The sequence below is a fragment of the Flavobacterium sp. HNIBRBA15423 genome, assembly GCF_052655965.1.
The window spans coordinates 1752565-1774180 of record NZ_CP199751.1; the positions used below are offsets into that span (position 1 = coordinate 1752565).

The 21616-nt window shown below is 29.6% G+C and carries 18 protein-coding genes; 3 read left to right on the forward strand and 15 right to left on the reverse strand.

The window, feature by feature from the left end; genetic code table 11:
* Window positions 1–8: 8 nt before the first annotated feature.
* Together ACULEV_RS07905 and ACULEV_RS07910 are read right to left on the reverse strand one after the other, a co-directional pair.
* Window positions 9–3224 carry a SusC/RagA family TonB-linked outer membrane protein gene (locus tag ACULEV_RS07905; RefSeq protein ID WP_445458128.1) on the reverse strand — a complete coding sequence of 1072 codons (3216 nt, stop codon included), beginning with the start codon at window positions 3222–3224 and terminating at the stop codon, window positions 9–11.
* A 19-nt stretch (window positions 3225–3243) separates the two neighbouring features.
* Window positions 3244–4722, reverse strand: coding sequence for a glycoside hydrolase family 28 protein (locus ACULEV_RS07910; RefSeq protein WP_445458129.1), 1479 nt, complete (start codon window positions 4720–4722; stop codon window positions 3244–3246).
* 245 nt (window positions 4723–4967) lie between these two features.
* On the opposite strand from ACULEV_RS07910, the gene ACULEV_RS07915 reads away from it, so the two are divergent.
* Window positions 4968–5978 (forward strand): LacI family DNA-binding transcriptional regulator, encoded by a 1011-nt coding sequence (locus ACULEV_RS07915; RefSeq protein ID WP_445458130.1) that lies wholly within the window; start codon window positions 4968–4970, stop codon window positions 5976–5978.
* Between the two features lie 54 nt (window positions 5979–6032).
* Here ACULEV_RS07915 and ACULEV_RS07920 read toward each other — a convergent pair whose 3' ends face one another.
* From ACULEV_RS07920 to kduI, 10 genes are read right to left on the reverse strand one after another with little or no spacing between them, the layout of a single operon-like run.
* The gene (locus tag ACULEV_RS07920) at window positions 6033–7643 is read right to left on the reverse strand and encodes a UxaA family hydrolase (RefSeq protein ID WP_445458131.1); all 1611 of its coding nucleotides are present in this window, start codon (window positions 7641–7643) and stop codon (window positions 6033–6035) included.
* 10 nt (window positions 7644–7653) lie between these two features.
* Window positions 7654–9117 (reverse strand): tagaturonate reductase, encoded by a 1464-nt coding sequence (locus ACULEV_RS07925; RefSeq protein ID WP_445458132.1) that lies wholly within the window; start codon window positions 9115–9117, stop codon window positions 7654–7656.
* A gap of 44 nt (window positions 9118–9161) precedes the next feature.
* The gene (locus ACULEV_RS07930) at window positions 9162–10610 is read right to left on the reverse strand and encodes an MFS transporter (protein ID WP_445458133.1); all 1449 of its coding nucleotides are present in this window, start codon (window positions 10608–10610) and stop codon (window positions 9162–9164) included.
* 39 nt (window positions 10611–10649) lie between these two features.
* Window positions 10650–11318, reverse strand: coding sequence for a bifunctional 4-hydroxy-2-oxoglutarate aldolase/2-dehydro-3-deoxy-phosphogluconate aldolase (locus tag ACULEV_RS07935; RefSeq protein ID WP_445458134.1), 669 nt, complete (start codon window positions 11316–11318; stop codon window positions 10650–10652).
* A gap of 2 nt (window positions 11319–11320) precedes the next feature.
* Window positions 11321–11836 (reverse strand): LacI family DNA-binding transcriptional regulator, encoded by a 516-nt coding sequence (locus tag ACULEV_RS07940; RefSeq protein ID WP_445458135.1) that lies wholly within the window; start codon window positions 11834–11836, stop codon window positions 11321–11323.
* Window positions 11837–11858: 22 nt separating this feature from the next.
* Window positions 11859–12881, reverse strand: coding sequence for a PfkB family carbohydrate kinase (locus ACULEV_RS07945; protein WP_445458136.1), 1023 nt, complete (start codon window positions 12879–12881; stop codon window positions 11859–11861).
* Window positions 12882–12893: 12 nt separating this feature from the next.
* Window positions 12894–13232 carry a cupin domain-containing protein gene (locus tag ACULEV_RS07950; RefSeq protein ID WP_445458137.1) on the reverse strand — a complete coding sequence of 113 codons (339 nt, stop codon included), beginning with the start codon at window positions 13230–13232 and terminating at the stop codon, window positions 12894–12896.
* 4 nt (window positions 13233–13236) lie between these two features.
* Complete coding sequence (uxaC, locus tag ACULEV_RS07955) at window positions 13237–14637, reverse strand: glucuronate isomerase (RefSeq protein WP_445458138.1); 1401 nt, start codon at window positions 14635–14637, stop codon at window positions 13237–13239.
* 12 nt (window positions 14638–14649) lie between these two features.
* A complete protein-coding gene (locus ACULEV_RS07960) occupies window positions 14650–15435 on the reverse strand; it encodes a gluconate 5-dehydrogenase (protein ID WP_445458139.1) in 786 nt (261 codons plus the stop codon).
* Window position 15436: 1 nt separating this feature from the next.
* Entirely contained in the window at window positions 15437–16273 is an 837-nt protein-coding gene (gene kduI / locus ACULEV_RS07965) for a 5-dehydro-4-deoxy-D-glucuronate isomerase (protein ID WP_445458140.1), read from the reverse strand.
* A gap of 310 nt (window positions 16274–16583) precedes the next feature.
* Here kduI and ACULEV_RS07970 point away from each other — a divergent pair, with 310 nt between their 5' ends.
* On the forward strand, window positions 16584–18503 hold the full coding sequence (locus ACULEV_RS07970) for a DUF294 nucleotidyltransferase-like domain-containing protein (RefSeq protein WP_445458141.1): 1920 nt from the start codon (window positions 16584–16586) through the stop codon (window positions 18501–18503).
* 2 nt (window positions 18504–18505) lie between these two features.
* Window positions 18506–19108: a 3'-5' exonuclease gene (locus tag ACULEV_RS07975; RefSeq protein WP_445458142.1), complete on the forward strand. Its 603-nt coding sequence runs from the start codon at window positions 18506–18508 to the stop codon at window positions 19106–19108.
* Window positions 19109–19110: 2 nt separating this feature from the next.
* Here ACULEV_RS07975 and ACULEV_RS07980 read toward each other — a convergent pair whose 3' ends face one another.
* Genes ACULEV_RS07980 through ACULEV_RS07990 form a run of 3 tightly spaced genes read right to left on the reverse strand, consistent with a single transcriptional unit; the run spans window position 19111 to window position 21607 of the window.
* The gene (locus ACULEV_RS07980; protein ID WP_445458143.1) at window positions 19111–20841 is read right to left on the reverse strand and encodes an APC family permease; all 1731 of its coding nucleotides are present in this window, start codon (window positions 20839–20841) and stop codon (window positions 19111–19113) included.
* Window positions 20842–20861: 20 nt separating this feature from the next.
* Entirely contained in the window at window positions 20862–21356 is a 495-nt protein-coding gene (locus ACULEV_RS07985; protein WP_445458144.1) for a 4'-phosphopantetheinyl transferase family protein, read from the reverse strand.
* A complete protein-coding gene (locus ACULEV_RS07990) occupies window positions 21353–21607 on the reverse strand; it encodes an acyl carrier protein (RefSeq protein ID WP_445458145.1) in 255 nt (84 codons plus the stop codon). The genes ACULEV_RS07985 and ACULEV_RS07990 overlap by 4 nt, the downstream gene beginning before the upstream one ends.
* Window positions 21608–21616 lie beyond the last annotated feature (9 nt).

The window sequence follows — 21616 nt, forward strand, 5'->3', positions numbered from 1 at the left end:
TTTATTTATTAAAAATTTAAATTTAATCCTAAAAGAATTTGTCTACTTTTTGGATATGGTGAATAATCAACTCCTGGTGTATATGGAGTTTGTCTTCTTGTTGAAACTTCAGGATCAAAACCAGAATAATTTGTCCAAACAAACACATTACTTACAGTAGTGTATAATCTAATTCTAGAAATACCTATCTTTTTTATGGCGTCTTCAGGTAAACTGTAACCTAACGTTATGGTATTTAATCTTAAATAAGAACCATCTTCAACCGCCCAATCTGAAAAAACATAATTTGAAAAAGGAGACCACATGGTTGTATTTGCATTTAATGCTTCTAATTGAGTTGGGTCTGTTACTAAGCTACCTGTTGCTGGATCAATATTTGTCCATCTATTACCAGCAGACATAGTTGATAATAAGTTTCTATATTGTCCTCCATTTGGTGTTGCAGTTGTGTGCTCAATTTTACTTGCATTATAGACATCATTTCCATAACTCCAGTTAAATCCAGCAGAAAAATCAAAGTTTGAATAGTTTGCATTGATAATTAAACCTCCAGTATGTTTAGGATTTGCATTTCCAATAATTGTTTGATCATCTAAATTAACAACTCCATCACCATTTACATCTTTTAATTTCATAGAACCAGGACTAACTGTTGTTCCAATTACGCTAGAAGCATCTACAACACCCGCTTTTAAAGTGTAAACTCCTCCAGCATAATCAAAATCAGAAACTTCATAACGTCCAGCATTCTGATAACCAACCATAATTCCTAAAGGTTGTCCTACATTTACAAGAAAATCATCATTTATAGCTGTTGAAGCCCATCTTGAACTTGCTCCAAAATCACTTAAATCACCTAATGAATTGATATTGTTTTTATTGAAGCCAATATTAAATGCAAAACTTAAGTTAAATTTGTCATTTCTAATAGCATCTAAATTTAATGATGCCTCAATTCCTTTATTTTGTATTTCTCCCATATTTCTGTATTGTGTACTATATCCAGTTCCAGGTATTGGGAAATTAATTAATAAATCATTAGTTAAATTTTTATAAGTTTCAAAAGTACCATTAACTCTACCTTTAAATAACTCAAAATCCACTCCTAAATTTTGTGTTGTTGTAGTTTCCCATTTTAAGTCAGGATTTGCTAGTACATTTGAAGCTGCCCAATAGCTATTTACATTATTTATCCATGAAGTAACAGACGATTGAAAAGGTTGAATAGTTTGTCCTACAGGAATATTATTATTACCTGCTTTACCATAACTTACTCTTACTTTTAAAAGATCTAACCATGCATAATTTTCTAAGAAATTTTCTTCAGAAATTTTCCATGCCACAGCAACTGATGGAAAATAGCCCCATCTATTTTTATCTAAAAATTTACTTGAACCATCTGCACGATAGGTAGCAGTTAATAAATATCTATTTTTAAAATCATAATTAATTCTACCAAAGAAAGATAATAATTTATCCTCAGGTAAATTATAATTATCTGTTGAGAAAGGTTTTCCTTGTGTTGTTAAATTAATTGTATTTTCAAATGAAAAAAAATCAGGATATGCATGAATAGTATTTGTTAAGGTATTTGATTTATAATTTATCGTTTCTTCACCTAATAATATTTTTAATCTATGATTGTCTCCTAAAGATTTTTTAAAATCATAGTTTAGTGTATTAGCATTTCTAAATCTTCTATCTTCTCTATTACTAAATATTAATGCTGGTAATCCTTGATTTTCTACTGCTGGTGCATTTTTAACATAATAAGTGCTTCGACCATAAAAGCGATAATCTGAGAATTTATAATAATCTAAACCAAAATCTGATGTAAATTGAATGTTTTTAGTAATATCCCAAGCAACTCCACCCTGCATATTAAAGTTTCTTCTAAATTGTCTTCTATCATTATCAGAAATTGTGACATAAGGATTAATTAAATTACTTGCTAAATCTTCGTCTGTATTACTACTAGTAACACCATCGATTTCAAAAGGTGCATAACCAATAAAATGTTTCATACGTGAATCTGCTGAAGATTTTTCATTTTGTTCATTTGCACCACCACCATTTATTTCGGTATTTGAATAACGGATAGTATACGACAAATTGATTTTATCATTAGGTTTACTTTTTAACCTTAGTGCTAAATTATCTCTTTTATATTCGGAACCAATCATTATACCTTTTAGGTTGTAATGTGAATAATCAAAGTTATAATTTATCTTATCTGAACCACCACGAATTCCTAAATCATGATTTTGAACAATTCCTGTTCTTCCAAAAATATTTTCTTGCCAATTTGTTGTTGGTGTATTGTCATATTGACTAATATCTGACCAAGTTCCCAAATAATCTTCAAAAGATATTAAATCATCTGTTAATAATGCATATTCATATTGCCAGTTTACATAATCTTTTGAGTCAAGTACATCTAATGTTTTACGAATTTTATTAAAACCAGTAAAAGTATTATATGAGACTTCTATTTTGTTACCTTTTGTACCACCTTTAGTAGTAATTAAAATAACTCCATAAGCACCTCTAGAACCATAAATTGCCGTAGATGAAGCATCTTTCAAAACCGTAATATTTTCAATATTTGATGGAGAAATATCACTAATACTAGTTACTGGAAAGCCATCAACAATATATAATGGAGAAGCATCTTGTGATAAAGAACCACCTCCTCTAATTCTTATACTTATTTCAGCATCAGGAGAACCTTCTGATGAAGAAACTTTAACTCCTGCAATTTGTCCTGTTAAAGCTTCAGCTACATTTGTTACTGGTCTTTTAAGTATTTCTTCACTTGAAATAGTTGCAACAGCACCTGTTAAATCAGATTTTTTAGATGTTCCATAACCAATAAGTACAACTTCGTCAAGCTTTTTTGTATCTTGAATTAAGCTTACTTTTATTTTATTTTGACCGTTTAATTGTATTTCCTGTGTTTTATAACCTATATAGCTAACAACTATTATAGCATTTGGATTACTCACTTTTAATTCAAAAACTCCATCAAAATTTGTTGACTGGCCATTTTTTGTTCCCTTTTCAACAATATTTACTCCAGGAATAGGTAATTTATCATCAGAATCAATAACATCTCCTGTAATGAGTATACCATTTTGGGAATATACTTCTTGACTTAAGAAAAAGGAAAGAAATAAAAATAGTACAACCGAATAAAATTGCCTATTGATTATTAAAAATTTCATATTCATAATATAATTTAGTTTAATTAAGGTTATTAGTAATTTTTTGATTGTTTATATAAGTATTAATAAATTTAATATCGCTAACATGGTTAAGCGAAAATGCCTCCTTGACAGTATCTATTCTTACATTCTTAAAAAGTATATTTTTTATAACTGAATTTTGAAGCCCATCAGCTAAAATGGCATATTTTCCACCATTTTTTACAGTAACATTTTCAAGAATTATGTTTCTAATTTCTGGAATAAAATCTCCTGTTTGGTTGTCATAAATTCCATAATGCATGTTTATTTTTAAAACTGCTTCTTTAACTTGCCCTACTTCAAGATTTTTAACATATACTCCTTCAACTGTACCACCTCTTCTAGTATTAGTTTTAATTCTGATTGCACGTTCAAGATTTGGACTATCCATTATACAATTTTCTACAAAAACATTTTTTACTCCCGCAGACATTTCACTACCTATTACTACTCCACCATGCCCATCAATCATTTTGCAATTTTGGACAACTATGTTCTCACTTTTTATAGCTACTCTTCTACCTTCAGCATCTCTTCCTGCCTTAATTGCAATACAATCATCACCTGTATTGAAAGTGCAATTTTTTATAATTACATTCTTAGAATATTCAGGATCACAACCATCATTATTTGGTCCGTGACTTTCTATTGTCACACCATCTACAATTACATTATTGCATTTAATAGGATGAATTATCCAAAAAGGAGCATTAATTATTTTTACATCTTTAATTAATACATTTTTACATCCAAATGGTTCTATGAAGTTGGGTCTTAAATAATGACCTTTGCCAAATACTCTTTTTTCAATAGGAGTTCCATTTTGTCCCATTTCCATTAAAGTTGGTAGATTTAAGCTATCTTTTTGAGATGGTAATCCTTCCTTAAAGCCAAATGAATGACCTTCTGAAGTACTTCCTTTCCATGGCCACCAATTAGTTTCATTAGCCTGACCATTTAATATACCGTTTCCAGTAACTGCAATATTATTCTTTTTATAGGCATAAATAAGAGGTGAGTAATTCATTAGTTCTATACCTTCAAAAGAAGTATGAACTAATGGATAATCATCATCAGGATTTGTTGTGAATAGAATTTCTGAACCTTCATCAAGATGTAGGTTCACATTATCTTCTAAATGAATTGGTCCTGTTAAAAATTTACCTTTTGGCACTAATACAATTCCTCCACCATTCTCTGTGCATGCTTTAATTGCATTTTCAAATGATTTTGTACAAAGTGTTTTTCCATCAGCTACTGCTTCAAAATCTAATATATTATATACAACATTTTTAAATTTTGGAACTTTTGTATTTTTAAGAATACTTTTTAATATTTCAGAGTGTTCTAAATTATTTTCTTTAACAGTTTGTTTTTCCTTCTTATCTACACAAGAATTCAATACTATTAATAGAATAATCAAATATTTGGTTACTATTTTTTTAGAGAAAAATCTATTTTGCATTTTTGTTTTCATAATTTATTACCGTAATCGATTACGAAAATAATTAAATCAATATTATTATACAAGAAATTTTCAATAAAAAATAAAAAAAATATAAATTATTTATTCATATTATAATTATAGCAAGGAATAATTATCATATTAATATACTAAAATAATTGAAATATGTAATAATATGGTTAATTTTGTAGCACTCAAATGCTGTAAAATCTGACAAATTAGAAAGTTATGTTTTAAATTATGATTAATTTAGATAAATGAAAAAGAAAACCACAATATATGATATTGCAAAAAAGTTAAATATAACTGCTGCAACTGTATCAAGAGCCTTAAATAATCAATTTGATGTTAGCGAAGCTACAAAAGAATTAGTTTTAAAGACAGCCATAAAAATGAATTATGAACAAAATAAACTAGCTCTGGCTTTAAAAAGTGGGAAAAGTAATAATGTAGGCGTTATTGTACCTCGTATTGATAGCAATTTTTTTGGTTCTGTAATTAGAGGAATTGAAGAAGAATTAAATCCACAAGGATATCATATTATTATTTGTCAAACTGATGGTAATGAAGTCAAAGAGAAAGATAATATTGAAGCTCTTCTTAATGCTCAGGTTGACGGAATATTAATTTCTACATCAAGTAGTAAAGATTCTATTTTTGAACGAATATTAAAAAAAGATGTTCCTTTAATTTTCTTTGATAGAAAAAAATCATTAAGCAATGTAAGTTCTGTAACAATAAATGACTTTAATGGTGGTTACAAAGCTACTCAACACTTAATTGATATAGGTCGAAAAAGAATTGCCCATTTTTCTGGAGATACAAATATTGAGATTTTTAAAGAGCGTTTTATGGGCTATAAACAAGCTTTGATTGACAACAATATCGATTACGAAGCAGATTATGTTAAGCAGACCATGAGTAATCTTGAAGACGGTAAAAAGGCTATTAAAAAATTATTAGCATTAAAGAATCCTCCTGATGCTTTATTCTCATCTAGTGATTTTGCTGCTTTAGGTGCTATACAAGAATTAAAAGACAAAGGAATTAAAATTCCAGATGACTTTTCTGTAATTGGATTTGCTAATGAACCTTTTACAAAATTCATGGAGTTATCTATTAGTACTATTGATCAATTTCCCAGAGAAATGGGAAGAATGACAGCTAAGGTTTTTTTAGAGCAAATAAATAATACTGAAAAAGTTAAAATTGAAAAGAAGGTTATTTTAGAACCCGAATTAATAATTAGAAAATCGACTGTAAATTAGTAAAAATAAAAACCGTTTAAATCTAAACGGTTTTTTGCAGATATTACAAATTATTTATAAAGATACACCACGCTTCCATGGTATAAAATCATTCTGATTTAAAAGTTTTGCTTTTGTTATTGTTTTACCACTAGCTACATCAATAATAAAATCTAGCATTGCTTCTCCCATTTCTTCAATGGTTTTTTCACCTCTAATTACAGCACCAGTATCAATATCAATAATGTCAGGCATTTTTGTTGCTAATTCTGTGTTTGAAGAAACTTTAATAATTGGTGCAATTGGATTTCCTGTGGGAGTTCCCAATCCTGTTGTAAATAAAACAACTGTTGCACCTGATCCTACCATTGCTGTTGTGCTTTCCACATCGTTACCTGGTGTGTTTAATAAGTTTAAACCAGATTTTGAAACATATTCACCATAATCTAAAACATCACAAACAGGAGAAGTTCCTCCTTTTTTTGCAGCTCCAGCAGATTTCATTGCGTCAGTAATTAATCCATCTTTAATATTTCCTGGAGAAGGATTCATATCGAAACCTGAACCTGCATCCACTACTGATTTTTCAAAAGCTTTCATTAATTTTAAAAACTTTTCTCCTTTTTCTTCTTCTACACAACGATTTACCAACTCCTGCTCTACCCCGCACAACTCTGGAAATTCTGATAAAATTGCTGTTCCTCCTAAAGAAACTAGCATATCGGAAACATGACCTAATGTTGGATTAGCTGAAATTCCAGAAAAACCATCAGAACCACCACATTCTAAACCAATTCTTAATTTTGATAAAGATGCTGGTTTTCTTTTAATATTATTAGCTTTCTTAATTGCTTCAAAAGAGTCTTTTACAATGGCTGAAAGCATTTCATCTACTGTTCCCATTTGTTGTTGTTCAAAAATAACAATTGGTTTTTGAAAGTTTGGATTGATTTCTTTTAAAGCATTTTTAAAGATTTCTATTTGTAAGTTTTGACAACCCAAGCTTAAAACTGTTGCTCCAGCTACATTTGGATTATTTACATAACCTGCTAATAATTTAGCTAATAATTCAGAATCTTGACGAATGCCACCACAACCACCTTGATGAGTGATAAATTTTACATCAATATTATCAAAAACATTTTCAGTGTCTTTTATATCTTCTACTTCATTATCATTACCACTTACTAGTGAACGAAGTAACATTTGATGTTTGTTGACTTTTTGTTTTAAAAGTTCTTTTTCGAAAATTTCTTTTAATATTTCAATATTCCTGTTTTCGCAAAAAACCAATGGAAAAAATAACCAAACATTTTCTGTACCAACTTGACCATCTTCTCTATGATAGCCAAGAAATGTTTTGTCTTTCCAACGTTCTATATTTGGAGCTGTCCAACCTATTGAACCTGTTTTTCCATATACTTTTTCACTTTGATGTTTAACGTTTGATATAGTTAAAACTTCCCCTTTTTCTATAATTGTATTTGCTGTTCCAACTAAAACACCATACATGATAATTCTATCACCAGTTTCAAATTTTTGTGCTGCAATTTTATGTTTTGCTTTCACATCTGAAGTTAAAGTAATTTGAGAATCTTCAAAATTTACTTGTTCACCTTTATCTAAATTAATTAATGCAACAAGTACATTATCAGAAGGGTGAACTTTTATTAATTTCTTTTGCATAATTTATTAATTATGAGTTGAACTTGCTTTTGAAATTCACAAAGCCATTTTCAATTCCATTAGTTTCGATTTCTGTAAGAGCAGAAACAATAGCTTCTGATAAACCATTTATTTTACTTAAATCTTGTTCCCAAAATTCAACGTTTTCTAATGTAACTTTGGTAATTTTATTGAAATCATTTGAACTCCATGCTTTTTTGAAAAATTCAACAATATCAGCATTATCATTTACTGGTAAAACTGAACTCTTCCAAGTTCCTTTGTAAAACAGAATTAAACATGCCAATGAATAAGTTAAATGAACTGGTAAACTTTTATTGTTTTCAATATATTGGAGTAAACTTGGTAACACTCTAACTTTAAATTTTGAAACTGTATTTAGAGCAATGTTTGATAATTTATGAATGATAAACGGATTTCTAAAACGATCCATTACATCCTCAGCATAATTACTAATTTCCTCTTTATCCATATCTAAAGTTCCATTGATTTCAGTAATCACTTGGTTTACAAATTTTCCTGTAAAATCACCATCAACAGTTTGTCTAACCGTTTCATTTCCGTATAAAATTGAAAAAGGAACCATTGCTGTATGAGCTCCATTCAAAATACGAACTTTTAGCGTTCGAAATGCTTGCATATCATCAACAATTTTTACATTTAAATCTGTTTTATGAAAGGGCAATTTTTGTTTTAAAGTTTCATCTCCTTCAATAACCCAAAGAAAGAAAGGTTCTGCTGTAACAATTAAATTGTCTTGATAATCTAGCTTATCATTATATTCTTCAATTTCGTTTTTTGGGTAACCTGGGACAATTCTATCAACTAAAGTATTATGATAAGTACAACTCTCTAATAACCATGTTTTAAATTGGTTATCTAAATTCCATAAATCACAATATTTTAAAATAATTTCTTTTAAAGTAGCTGCATTATAATTGATTAATTCACATGGAATAATAGTCAATCCTTTTGATACATCACCTTTAAAATGATTGAATCTTTCATATAATAATACTGTCAATTTTGCAGGAAAAGAAACAGGTGGTTGCATATTTAGAGTGTCAGTATCTACAAATTCGATACCAGCTTCAGTTGTATTAGAAATGATGAATTGTAATTCTTTCTCTTTTGCTAAATCCAAATAATCTTGAAAACTAGTAAATGGGTTAATCCCCTTTACTACATTTTTAATTAATTCAATATCTTGAATCTTCTCATTTTTCTTTACACCATTCATAAATAGCGTATATAATCCATCTTGATCGTTTAACATATGAACCAAACCACCTTCAAGAGGTTGAACAACAGCAATACCAGCATTAAAGTTAACTTCATTGTTTAATCTTTGAAAAGCATAATCTACAAATGCTCTTAAGAAATTACCTTCTCCAAATTGAACTACTTTAATAGGAAATAAAGTTGTTGAATTTATATTTTCTCTGTTTAATTTTTGTTTTACTGGATTTTCCATTTCTTTTATATTTACTCTTATTCTTCAAACAATTTAATTCTATCTTACAAGTTCGTTATTGGACTGTATTTTGGCACCAAAGTTTTCATAACCATCCAACCTATTAAGTAACAAACGGCACATATTGAAAAAATGATAAAATATCCAGCTTCAATTCCTTGAAATCCCATGAAGGACATCTTTGCATTTTCACTATAATCGAATAAAACTCCAGAGCCTTTATTGATAAGTGTTGAACCTAATCCACCAGCTAAACCACCAATACCTGTAACAGTAGCGATTGCCTTTTTTGGAAACATATCACCAACTGTTGTAAAAATATTTGCTGACCAAGCTTGATGTGCTGCACCAGCAATTCCAATAATAATTACTGGAATCCAATAGGTATAATGACCTAAAGGTTGTGCAACTAATGCTAACAATGGAAAAAATGCAAAAATTAGCATGGCTCTCATTCTACCTTCATAGGGATTCATTCCTTTCTTATCCACAAAATAAGTTGGTAGCCAACCACCAATAATTGAGACTAATGTTATCATGTACAATACAAATAATGGAAAAGCTGCTTGAGTAGAATCCATTCCATAAACCGAACTTAAATAAGCTGGTGTCCAGAATAAGAAAAACCACCAAACACCATCGGTCATAAATTTACCAAATGCAAAAGCCCAAGTTTGTTTGTATTTAAAACAATCTATTAAAGAAACTTTGGTTGTGGTTTCTGGAACATAACCTACTATTTTGCTATCTGCAATTACATCTTGTTGAATATATTCTAATTCTTCTGGACTTACTTTTGGGTGTTTTTCTGGTTTTTCATACATGAAGACCCAAAATCCCATCCAAACAAAACCTAGTGCTCCAATTATGATAAAAGCCATTTCCCAACCGTAAGCTTCTGCTATAAAAGGAATTGTAACTGGTGCAGCTAATGCTCCAACTGTTGCTCCTGCATTAAAAATGCTTGTTGAAAAAGCTCTGTCTTTTTTAGGAAAATATTCTGCTGTAGTTTTAATAGCAGCTGGAAAATTTCCTGCTTCACCTAATGCTAAAACAAAACGAGCAAAAATGAACAAAGTAACACTTACCGAAATTACTAGACCTGTATCGTTAATAGTACTAATGATATCTTTTGCTCCTTCAAAGCCAACAAACCAATTTCCTGTGATATAACCAGCAGTTGCAATACCAGCAAAAGCATGTAAGCATGCACCTACAGACCAAACTCCGATTGCCCACAGAAATCCTTTTTTGGTATCCATAATATCTACAAATCGACCAGCAAATAATAAGGATATGGCATAAAAAATTGAAAACAATGCAGTTATGTTACCATAATCATTATTAGTCCAATGAAATTCTGGTGCAATAAAATCCTTCCAAGTTAGGGAAAGAACTTGCCTGTCTAAATAATTTATGGTTGTTGCCATGAATAGAAGTCCACAAATGGTCCATCTAAATTTTGTTGCTTTTTTTGGAGTTAAATCACTCATAATTATATTTTTGTTTACTTCTTTACTAGAAATGAATACTTATTTTTTTATTTGTTTGATGGTATCTAAAGCAAATTTTACTTGAGTAGTAAGTTTATCAAAATCTTTATTTTCAATAATCTCTTTCGATATTAATTGTGAACCCATTCCTACGCAAGTTACACCAGCTTCAAACCAACTTTTTAAACTTTCTTCTGTTGGAGAAACTCCACCTGTTGGCATAATTGAAGTCCAAGGCTGTGGAGCTAAAACTCCTTTCACGAATTTTGGACCGTAGCTATCACCTGGAAATAATTTTACAATTTCACAGCCTAATTCTTCTGCTTTAGTAATTTCTGTTAAGGAACCACAACCAGGAGACCATAATACTTTTCTTCTGTTACAAACTACTGCAATGTCTTCTCTTAATACTGGTGTGACTATAAAATTAGCTCCCATTTGCATATATAAAGAAGCTGCAGCTGCATCGGTAATTGAACCTACACCAAGTATCATTTCTGGAAGTTCTTTTGTTGTATGTTTTATTAAATTAGCAAAAACTTCATGAGCAAAATCACCTCTTGTTGTAAATTCAAACAAACGTGCTCCTCCATTATAGCAAGCTTTTACAATATTTTTACACAATTCAACATCTGCATTATAGAATAGTGGAACAAGTCCAGTTTCCTTCATTTTTTGAATTACTTCTATTCTGGTAAATTGAGCCATAATTATTTTATTTGTTTTAATAATTTTTCAAAAATTGAAATACAATACTCTTTCAATTCCCTTTTTGTTTGATTTTCAAAAATTTGCACGTGTTCAACTAAAATATTTTCTTTATGCTTTAATTTTTGAATTGATGCTTTTTCATTTTCAGAAAGAATAAGGACTGCATCAACACTTCCATCATTAACATCATGTAGATATTCATTAATCTTATTAATTTCTTCAAATGACTGAAATAACATTACTCGATATCCGATTTTTACAGCACATATTTGTAAATCACTTAAAATCTGACTATACAAAATATCATTTATTTGTGGAACTATAATTGCAACAATAAATGACTTACAACCTCTTAAAGCTAATGCATTTTTATTAGGTTTATAATTTATTTTAATGGCATAATCTTGAATAATCTTTTTAGTATCATTGTTGATGTCGTTTCTATCATTCAATGCTTTTGAAATTGTTGAAATTGAAAAACCTGTTAAATTTGATATTTTTTTTAATGTTACCATATTACCATCCTTATAATTCTATCTATCTAGAAACTTTAGCAGAGCCATCACCATTAATTATATTTTCAACTTCTTCTAATGTAGCTAAATTATAATCACCAACAATAGTGTGTTTTAAACAACAAGCTGCCACTGCAAATTCTAATGCTTTTTGCTTGTTATTGGCATCTTTTATTAAACTATAAAGTAATCCTCCCATGAAAGCATCTCCTGTTCCTACTCTATCTACAACTGGAGTTACTTCTTTAACTGCTGCTTTAAAAATTTTATTACCGTCGAATAGTATTCCACCTATTCTTTGGTGCGATGCACTAATTGAATAGCGCAATGTAGTTGCTGCAATTTTTAAATCAGGACAGAATTCAACTAGTTTTCCATATAAACTAGGCAATGAAGCTTCGTTTGTGTAATCAGGTTTTACTTTATCTTTCCCTAACATAAAATAAGCGGTATCAATATCACCAAGGATTACATGACAATATTTCAACATTTCTGGCATAACCTCACTAGGTTGTTTGCCATATTTCCATAATTTGGATCTATAATTTAAATCACATGAAATGGTTAAACCTAGTTTATGAGCTGTTTTTATTGCGTTTAAACATTCTGTAGCTGCACTTTGAGAAATGGCTGGAGTTATTCCGCTCCAATGAAACCATGTTTTTCTTTCGAATATTTTTTCCCAATCAAAAGTTCCAGGCCCAACTGTTGCAATAGCACTATTTGCTCTATCATAAACTACATTACTTCCTCTGTTTCCTGCACCAGTTTCTAAAAAGTAAATTCCTAAACGATCACCTCCAAAGAGTACATTTTTTGAATCTACGTTCATTTTTCGCATTTCTTTTAATGCACAATGTCCGATTTCATTATCAGGTATTCTAGTTACAAATTCAGCTTCAATGCCATAATTAGCTAGGGAGACAGCTACGTTAAATTCTCCACCACCATAAGTAGCAGCAAAAGCTTTGGATTGACCAAAACGCAAATGTCTTTCTGTGGAAAGGCGTAACATTATTTCACCAAAAGTGACTACTTTATTCATTTTACACTTCAATTATTTTAAAAAATCCTCTCTCATTGGGCTAAACACATCGATTAGCATTCCTTCTTCTACACAAACTACTCCGTGCATTACATTGGATGGAACAAAGAAAGAATCTCCTTTTTTTATTATTTTGGTTTCATCACCAATAGTTACTTCAAATTTTCCTTCAGCAATATAGGTAACCTGTGTATGAGGATGATTATGCATTACTCCTATTCCATCTTTATCAAAATGTACATTGACCATCATGATTTTATCATCAAAACCTACAATTTGACGTTGGATTTTATCATCCACAACTTCCCATTCCATTTTATCATTCTCAAAAAAAACTGTTGTATTAGTCATGAATTTAGAATTTAAAATATTCTTTAGCGTTGTTATAGCTTATATCTGAAACCATTTTTCCAATCCATTCCATGTCATTTGGCAATTCTCCTCTTTGAATTTCGTCCCCTAAAAGGTTACATAAAATACGTCTAAAATATTCATGCCTAGGAAATGACAGGAAACTTCTTGAATCCGTGAGCATTCCTATAAAGCAACTGATTAATCCCATATTTGACAAAGCATTCAACTGTTTTGTCATTCCATCTTTTTGATCTAAAAACCACCAGCCAGAACCAAACTGTACTTTTCCTCTAACACTTCCATCATTGAAATTACCAATCATCGTTGCCATAACTTCGTTATCAGCAGGATTTAAATTGTAAATAATGGTTTTAGTTAATTTATCTTTACTATCTAAAGCATTTAAAAACGCTGATAATTTTTGAGCTTGTGCATAATCACCAATGGAATCCCAACCTGTATCTGGTCCAAGAATACTATGCATGCGTGCATTATTATTGCGTAAAGCACCTAAATGAAATTGTTGCACCCAACCAAATTCGTGATATGTTTCTGATAAAAATAATAAAATAGCGCTTTGGAATTTCAAAGCTTCTTCATTGGTTAAAATTGCTTTTTCTCGTTTCTTTTTGAAGATAGTATTGACTTCGTTTTCTGTAAAATTTTCGAAATAAATATGCTCTAAACCATGATCTGATAGTTTGCTTCCGTTTGCATCAAAATAGGCGATTCTATTTTTTAAAGCATCACATAAATTAGCAAAAGTATTTATTTCAATGCCAGCCACTTCGCTTAATTTATCAATATAATTATTATACCCTTTATTTGAAATCAAAATAGCTTTATCTGGACGAAAAGCAGTACTTACTTTTATTTCAAAATCACTTTTGGCTAGTTGTTGGTGATATTCCAAAGTATCGATTGGATCTTCTGTTGTGCAAACAAATTCAGCTTTTACTTTTCTTAATAAATTTCTTGTACTGTAAGCTGCTGAGTTTACTTTTTCAGAAGCTTCTTGATATATTTTTTCAGCAGATTTTTCATCTAATAAATCATGAATATCAAAATAGCGAGCTAATTCTAAATGAGTCCAATGATACAAAGGATTTCTCATGGTGTATGGAACAGTTTTTCCCCATTGTAAGAATTTATCTTTATCTGAAGCATTTCCTGTAATAAACTGTTCATTTACACCTAAAGTTCTCATAGCTCTCCATTTGTAATGATCACCGTTTATCCAAACTTTAGTAATGTTTTCAAATATATGATCTTCTGCAATTAATTGTGGTGATAAATGATTATGATAATCTATAATAGGTTGGTTTTTAGAATAATTATGATATAATTCTTCTGCATATTTGTTTTCCAAAAGGAAATTATCGTTGATGAAATTTTTACTCATTGTTGTATTATATTATTCTTCGTTTGTAGGTTTACCAATGGTAGCTAAAATTCCACCATCTACATAAACTACTTGACCGTTAACAAAATCACTTGCTTTTGAAGCAAGAAACACAGCTGCTCCTGCTAAATCTTCAGGGTTTCCCCAACGTGCAGCTGGAGTTCTATTGATTATAAATTCGTTAAAAGGATGTCCGTCAACTCGAATGGGTTCTGTTTGTGAAGTGGCAAAATAACCTGGACCAATTCCGTTTACTTGAATATTATATTTTGCCCATTCTGTGGCTAAATTTTGGGTTAGCATTTTCAAACCACCTTTAGCAGCAGCATAAGCCGAAACACTATTTCTTCCTAATTCACTCATCATTGAGCAAATATTGATGATTTTACCTTCTCTTCTTTCTATCATTTGTTTTACCACTAATTGTGACATGATAAAAGGTCCAACTAAATCTACATCAATGACTTTTCTAAAATCGGAAACAGGCATTGTAATGGCTAATTCCCTTTTAATAATTCCTGCATTATTTACTAGAATATGAATTTCACCTAATTCTTTTGTAATAAGTTCTATGTGTTTTGCAGCATCAACTTCATTGGTTACATCGAATAAATATCCTGTAGCTTTAAAACCTTTACTTTTGTAATGATTGATAGCTTCTTCCATTTTACTTGGAGTTGTTCCAGTAATTACAAGTTCAGCACCTGCGTTAGCTAAACCTTCAGCCATCGCTTGTCCTAAACCATGTGTTCCACCAGTGATTAAAGCTCTTTTTCCTGTTAAATCAAATAGATTCATTTTATTTTAATTTGTTAGGTGCTACAATATCCATATCTCCATAATCTAAATTCTCACCAGCCATTCCCCAAATGAAAGAATAGTTTGAAGTTCCTGAACCGGAATGAATAGACCATTCGGGTGATAAAACGGCTTGATTATTTTCTAAAAATATATGTCGAGTATGTTCTGGTTCTCCCATAAAATGTGCTATAGTTTGACCTTCCTCTAAATCAAAATAGAAATAGGCTTCCATTCTCCTATTGTGTGTATGAGCTGGCATGGTGTTCCAAACGTTTCCCTGTAATAATTCAGTAAGTCCCATTTGTACTTGACAAGTTTCTACTACACTGTTTACAATAAGTTTATTGATAATTCTTTTATTGGCATATTTTTCATCACCCATGTGTACAATTTCTGCATTTTCTTTGTTCACTTTTTTTGTTGGAAACTTTTTATGAGCTGGAGCAGAATTAACATAAAATAAAGCTGGATTTTCTTCTAAACTTGAAAACAAAACTTCAACAGAACCTGAACCAATATATAGCGCTTCCTTTTTATTCAATTCAAAAACTTGTCCATCTACTGCAACTTTTCCTTTACCTCCAACATTTACAATTCCTATTTCTCTTCTGTCTAAAAAGTTTTCTGATTTTAAATAAGGAATTGTTTCTAATTTTAAAACTTTTGAAACTGGCATTATTCCACCTACAATATATCTATCGTACATAGAATAGGTTAAATTTATTTCGTCTTTTGAAAAAAGGTTGTCTATTAAGAAATGTTCCCTAATTTGAGTAGTGTCATACTTTCTTGCATCTATTGGATGTGATGCATATCTAAAGTTGAAATTTGTCATTATTTGAATTTTATTTTTCCGTAATCGATTACGTAAAAGTAATATTTTTTTTTGAAAAAAATCATTTTTGTGAAAAAAAATATAGTTTTTTAAATGATAATTTAAAAAACTAAAATAATCTAAGCTTAGAAAAACCATCCAAACCTATAAAAAATGAAATTTAATTATTAACTTATTGAAATAAAATTAAGAATAAATAATAATGCTAAAATTTCCCTTAAAATTTTATACTTTTAGCTACTATTTATAAACTCAATTGTTAAATAATTTTTTAACTCATATTCGAAAACACATATAGAATACAATAATTATGAAAAATGCTATAGCTGAACGCATTCAAGATTTTTTAAGAAAATTTCATCCGTTCAAAAGTATTAATGATGAAAATTTACTTGAAATAGCAAAAAATGTTACTGTCTCCTATTTAGACAAAAATGATTATCTCTTTAAAGTAAATGATATTACGCATGATTCATTTTATGTAGTAGCTTCTGGTGCAATAGGCTTAAGTATAACTTCAGATTCTGATGATGTATTAATTGATAAATGTGATGAAGGTGATATATTAGGTCTTCGTCCTTTTTTTGCTAAAGATAATTATCTAATGAACGCTAAGGCTCGTGAAGAGAGCATAGTATATGCAATTCCTATTGAAGTTTTTAAACCTATAGTAGTTAAAAATACTAAAGTTTTAGAGTTTTTATTACAAAGTTTTGCTTCAAATACTCGTAATCCATTAGATAAAAAAAACAAAGGTAAATTACTTTCTGAAAATGTAATTTATGATGATAGTTCGAATGAAATTCAATATTATCAACCTATTCATTATACTAAAAATCCTGTTACAGCTTCTACCCTAGACATTGTAAGGTATGTAGCACAAACAATGTCAAGTAAAAAAATAGGAAGTATACTTATTCATGAAAATAAATTACCTGTTGGCATTTTGACAGATAAGGACTTACGTTCAAAAATAGCAACTGGTTTATTTCCTATAGACACTACAATTGATAAAATTATGTCTTCACCAGTTATAACAGTTGCTGAAAATATTTCTATTGTAGAAGCACAAATGATGATGTTAAAGCATAATGTAGGCCATTTATGTGTTACAAAAGATGGTACTAATTTATCAGAGATAAAGGGAATCATTTCAGAACATGATATAGTTGTTGCACAAGCAAATAACCCAGGAGTTTTATTGAGACAAACAAGACGTGCTCAAAACACAGAAGATTTAAAAAATATAAGAGAAAAAGTAACCGATTTAATTCAAAATTCAATTGAAAAAGATATTCCTATTTATCATATCTGCTCTATTGTAGGAGAAATTAATATTGCTATTACAAAAAGAGCCATTGAGCAAGCAATTGAAAAAATAGGTATTCCTCCTCCAACTCAATTTTCTTGGTTAAATGTTGGAAGTCAAGGACGAAAAGAACAATTATTATTAACAGACCAAGATAATGCATTAGTTTTTGAAGATGTTAGTGATGAAAGATATGATGAAGTAAAAAGCTATTTTTTATCGTTAGGAGAAATCGTTACCAAAAAACTAAATAAAATAGGTTACGAATTTTGTCCAGCAAATATGATGGCTAGTAATCCATCATGGTGTAAAACTGTAAGTGAATGGAAAAATCAATTTTACAATTGGATTCACTCTCCTGGTGAAAAAGGAATTTTGATGTGTACCATTTTTTTTGATTATGATTTTGTTTATGGCAATGAAAATTTAATGCACTCCATAACTGATACAATCCTAAAAGAGACAAATAATAACCAATTATTTTTTGCTTATTTAGGAGCAAATGCCTTAGAAAACCCAGTTCCATTAGGCTTTTTTAGGCAATTTCTTGTTGAAAATGATGGTGAGCATAAAGATACTTTTGATATAAAATCTAGAGCATTATTACCTCTTGTAGATGCTGCTAGAATATTAATTTTAAGTTCAGGAATTCGAAATATTAATAATACTGCCTTACGATTTGCTAAACTAGCTGAAATAGAACCTCAAAATGCAATAATTTATAAATCCTGTGAGGAAGCTTTTTTAGAACTTTTAAAATTTAGAACAGAAGAAGGTTTGTTACATAATTCTGACGGCAGATATTTGAATTTAAAAGAGTTAACAAAATTAGATAAAGTAAAACTTAAAAATGATTTTCAGCCTATAAATGATGTTCAGGAAATAATTAAAAATCGTTTCAAGCTAACTTACTTTACATAAATATGAAATGGCCTTTTACAAATATCATTAAAGAATATCCCTCTTTTTGGAAGGATTATTTAGCCTTTTTTGATACAAAATCAAATACTAGACGATATGTTGCATTTGATTGTGAAACAACAGGATTAGATTCAAAAGAAGATCGTATTTTGTCTATTGGAGCAGTTGCAATTGTGAATAATCAGATTATTATTAATGATTATTTTGAAGTTTTTATCTCTCAAACAATTTTTAATGCAAGCTCAGTTCCAATACACGGAATCTTAAAAGAAGGAAATGAAGAAAAATCTACTGAAAAAGAAGCCCTAATAGATTTTTTGAACTTTATTAAAGATGCTACACTTATTGGGCATCATACAGCATTCGACATTGAAATGATAAACGAAGCGCTTAATCGATTGGATGCAGGTAAATTGAAAAATCAGTATATGGATACTGATATTATGTATCAAAAATTAAAACATTTTCCCGCAGAGCAACATACTTCTCTTGATGAGTTATGTACTATTTTTAAAATAAGAAAAACCGACCGTCATACATCAAGTGGTGATGCCTACATAACAGCCTTACTTTTTTTGAAATTGAAAAGAAAACTGGGTATTTAACGCTACATGATAAGTCTTACACCTCCTAATTCTTCTATTTTATAAGGAAATTTATCACTTGGTGAAGCTATAAACATAAAATTTACAGGAATTTTCCATTTTTTAGATAATTCATTAATTAGTGGTGGTCCAAATTCTCCTTCCATTTCAATAAAATCTATCTCTATTTCAGGATATTCTCTATCCAAAAATTCGATATCCTTTTTTAATCGTTCTGAAGCAGTTTCATTTGGTTTAACCACAGTAACAATTTTTATTCTTCTTGTGTGTTCATTATCTTTTATATATAACATTACAATGTTTAAATGCTCTAAATCATCATTTTTTGTAAAAAAAACAAATTCCTGGATAATGATACTATTAATAATACTAATAATATGAGCATTCAAATATTTAAAAATACTTAAAATGGCTTTGAGAATCATAATTCTTTTAAGCATGATTATTATGAAACCTATAGTAACAAGAAAATAAGGTAAAAATATTTGTATATTACTTGGCAAATTATCTTTTGGCTTCATTAAAATGTTACCTGTTAATGCTATTAATACCGCAGTAATTGCTATTAGAACTCCTAACCAACTTGCCTTTTCTGGTCTTGGTAATTTTGCTCTTTTTAACTTCAGTAAAATATTTCCAAAACCGAATAATGCCATTACCGATAAGAAAGAAATAGTATATACTCCTGCTAATAATTTTACATTTCCATTTGTAATCCATAAAACCGAAACACTTAGAATAAAAAATAAGGTTATAATGCGATAAGAACTTCCTTTTTTATTCTTTTTTAATAAGGCATTAGGCAATATCCTATCTAAAGTCATTCGTTCTAGTAAACCTGAAACGCCAACATAACTAGTTAAAACAGCCCCACTCAATACTAAAACAGCATCAATAGCAATTAGCAAGGCAACCCATTTACCTCCAACTAATAAGCCCATTTCAATTAATAAGGTGTTTTGAAAAGCATCACTTTGTAAAGTATCCATTTTAAAAATGCTCAAAGCAAAAAACGCCATTAATGGATTAATGATGCTTACCACAATCCACATGTTTTTTAATGTCTTTGGAAACACACCTTTTTTCTGTTCTTCTACAAAATTTGCCGAACTTTCAAATCCAGAAACACCAAGCATTGAAGCTGAAAAACCAAAAAAGATAGCCATTGTTATACTACCATGTGTTGGTAAATGCCAATTTTCAATGAATTGATTAAATCCATTGTAGAAAAAATAATAAAGAATAAAAAATGTTAAAATTAATAAAGAAACTAGATGAAAAATAAAGATTCCAATAGCTACTTTTGCAGATTCTGAAATGCCTCCTATCACTAAAGTAGCAAAAAGACCTAATAAAACAATAGTAGCAATTAGAATAGGTATCGATGGAAATATGTGATGCAAATAATGCATAGCCTCATTACCAGAAATTACTGCGGTTGCCATATAAGACAATAAAGTAAGTGTTGCAGCAACAGAAGCTAGTTGTTTACTAGTTGTGTTTAATAAAGCATTATAAGCTCCTCCATTTAAAGGTAATGCACCTACAACTTCACCATATATTTTTCGAAATAAAAAAAGTACAAAAGCAACTATTAATAGTGTTATCCAAGCATATTGTCCTGCGTAAAAAATGGACAATGCTGAGACATATAAAACGGAAGAACTAATATCGTTTCCGCAAATTGCAGTTGAAGCTAATTCTCCTAGTTTTTTTACTTTAGATTGTGACATCTTATTTTATTTAAATCTTATTATTTTAAATGAAACTGAACAATTTTTTTAAAAGCACCATGATGACTTATGGATAAAGGATTCTTTGTAATGGAACAGAAAGGTAATGAATTTTTATCTTTTAAAATAGTATTTGTAGTATAATTCGTTACTTTTTTAAAATCTGAATCAGATAAAAGTACTATAGAATGTATCATTTCGCTTTCGACATGAGTTTTCCCATAAAATGTTTTATTAAACAAAGAAGTAGTCGCAAAATATTCATTATCTGATAATTCCAAAGACTGAATTTCAATTTTTATAGGATAAAATCCTCGATTGTAATTTATTCTTTGATAGGCTTTATAAGTGCTTTCTTTCAAACTCCAAAGCATCCATACCATTTCATCTTGATTAGAAGCTTTTTGAATTAAAATTTGCTCATAAGTAGTAAATTGTTTAGAAAGAAATCCTTTACGCTTCCAATTGCTTTCTATTTTGGCTGTAGCCAAATCTACTACATCATTACCTATCATTTTTCTTTTAATTTAGTTTGAATAATAGTAATCGTATTTTCAATGTTAAGCATCTTCTCCATCGATTCATTATCAATTTCAATATTAAATACTTCTTCTATATCCAAAACAATATCAACCAGATTAGCCGAATTAATATTCAAATCGGTTATAAAATCGGTTTTATCTGTTAAATTAGCAAATGCCTCTTCGTTTTTAACAAAAGGCTTTACAATAGGTTTTAATTTTTCAATTATTTCTTCTTTATTCATGTTTTTTAT

Excerpts from the sequence above, each read along its gene's own strand:
- ACULEV_RS07950 (WP_445458137.1), bottom strand. The coding sequence starts at position 13,232 with ATGACTAATACAACAGTTTTTTTTGAGAATGATAAAATGGAATGGGAA.
- ACULEV_RS07920 (WP_445458131.1), bottom strand. The coding sequence starts at position 7,643 with ATGCAAAAGAAATTAATAAAAGTTCACCCTTCTGATAATGTACTTGTT.
- ACULEV_RS07990 (WP_445458145.1), bottom strand. The coding sequence starts at position 21,607 with ATGAATAAAGAAGAAATAATTGAAAAATTAAAACCTATTGTAAAGCCT.
- ACULEV_RS07925 (WP_445458132.1), bottom strand. The coding sequence starts at position 9,117 with ATGGAAAATCCAGTAAAACAAAAATTAAACAGAGAAAATATAAATTCA.
- ACULEV_RS07935 (WP_445458134.1), bottom strand. The coding sequence starts at position 11,318 with ATGGCTCAATTTACCAGAATAGAAGTAATTCAAAAAATGAAGGAAACT.
- ACULEV_RS07975 (WP_445458142.1), top strand. The coding sequence starts at position 18,506 with ATGAAATGGCCTTTTACAAATATCATTAAAGAATATCCCTCTTTTTGG.
- ACULEV_RS07910 (WP_445458129.1), bottom strand. The coding sequence starts at position 4,722 with ATGAAAACAAAAATGCAAAATAGATTTTTCTCTAAAAAAATAGTAACC.
- ACULEV_RS07930 (WP_445458133.1), bottom strand. The coding sequence starts at position 10,610 with ATGAGTGATTTAACTCCAAAAAAAGCAACAAAATTTAGATGGACCATT.
- kduI (WP_445458140.1), bottom strand. The coding sequence starts at position 16,273 with ATGACAAATTTCAACTTTAGATATGCATCACATCCAATAGATGCAAGA.
- ACULEV_RS07960 (WP_445458139.1), bottom strand. The coding sequence starts at position 15,435 with ATGAATCTATTTGATTTAACAGGAAAAAGAGCTTTAATCACTGGTGGA.
- ACULEV_RS07970 (WP_445458141.1), top strand. The coding sequence starts at position 16,584 with ATGAAAAATGCTATAGCTGAACGCATTCAAGATTTTTTAAGAAAATTT.
- ACULEV_RS07980 (WP_445458143.1), bottom strand. The coding sequence starts at position 20,841 with ATGTCACAATCTAAAGTAAAAAAACTAGGAGAATTAGCTTCAACTGCA.
- ACULEV_RS07940 (WP_445458135.1), bottom strand. The coding sequence starts at position 11,836 with ATGGTAACATTAAAAAAAATATCAAATTTAACAGGTTTTTCAATTTCA.
- ACULEV_RS07985 (WP_445458144.1), bottom strand. The coding sequence starts at position 21,356 with ATGATAGGTAATGATGTAGTAGATTTGGCTACAGCCAAAATAGAAAGC.
- uxaC (WP_445458138.1), bottom strand. The coding sequence starts at position 14,637 with ATGAGTAAAAATTTCATCAACGATAATTTCCTTTTGGAAAACAAATAT.
- ACULEV_RS07945 (WP_445458136.1), bottom strand. The coding sequence starts at position 12,881 with ATGAATAAAGTAGTCACTTTTGGTGAAATAATGTTACGCCTTTCCACA.
- ACULEV_RS07915 (WP_445458130.1), top strand. The coding sequence starts at position 4,968 with ATGAAAAAGAAAACCACAATATATGATATTGCAAAAAAGTTAAATATA.
- ACULEV_RS07905 (WP_445458128.1), bottom strand. The coding sequence starts at position 3,224 with ATGAAATTTTTAATAATCAATAGGCAATTTTATTCGGTTGTACTATTT.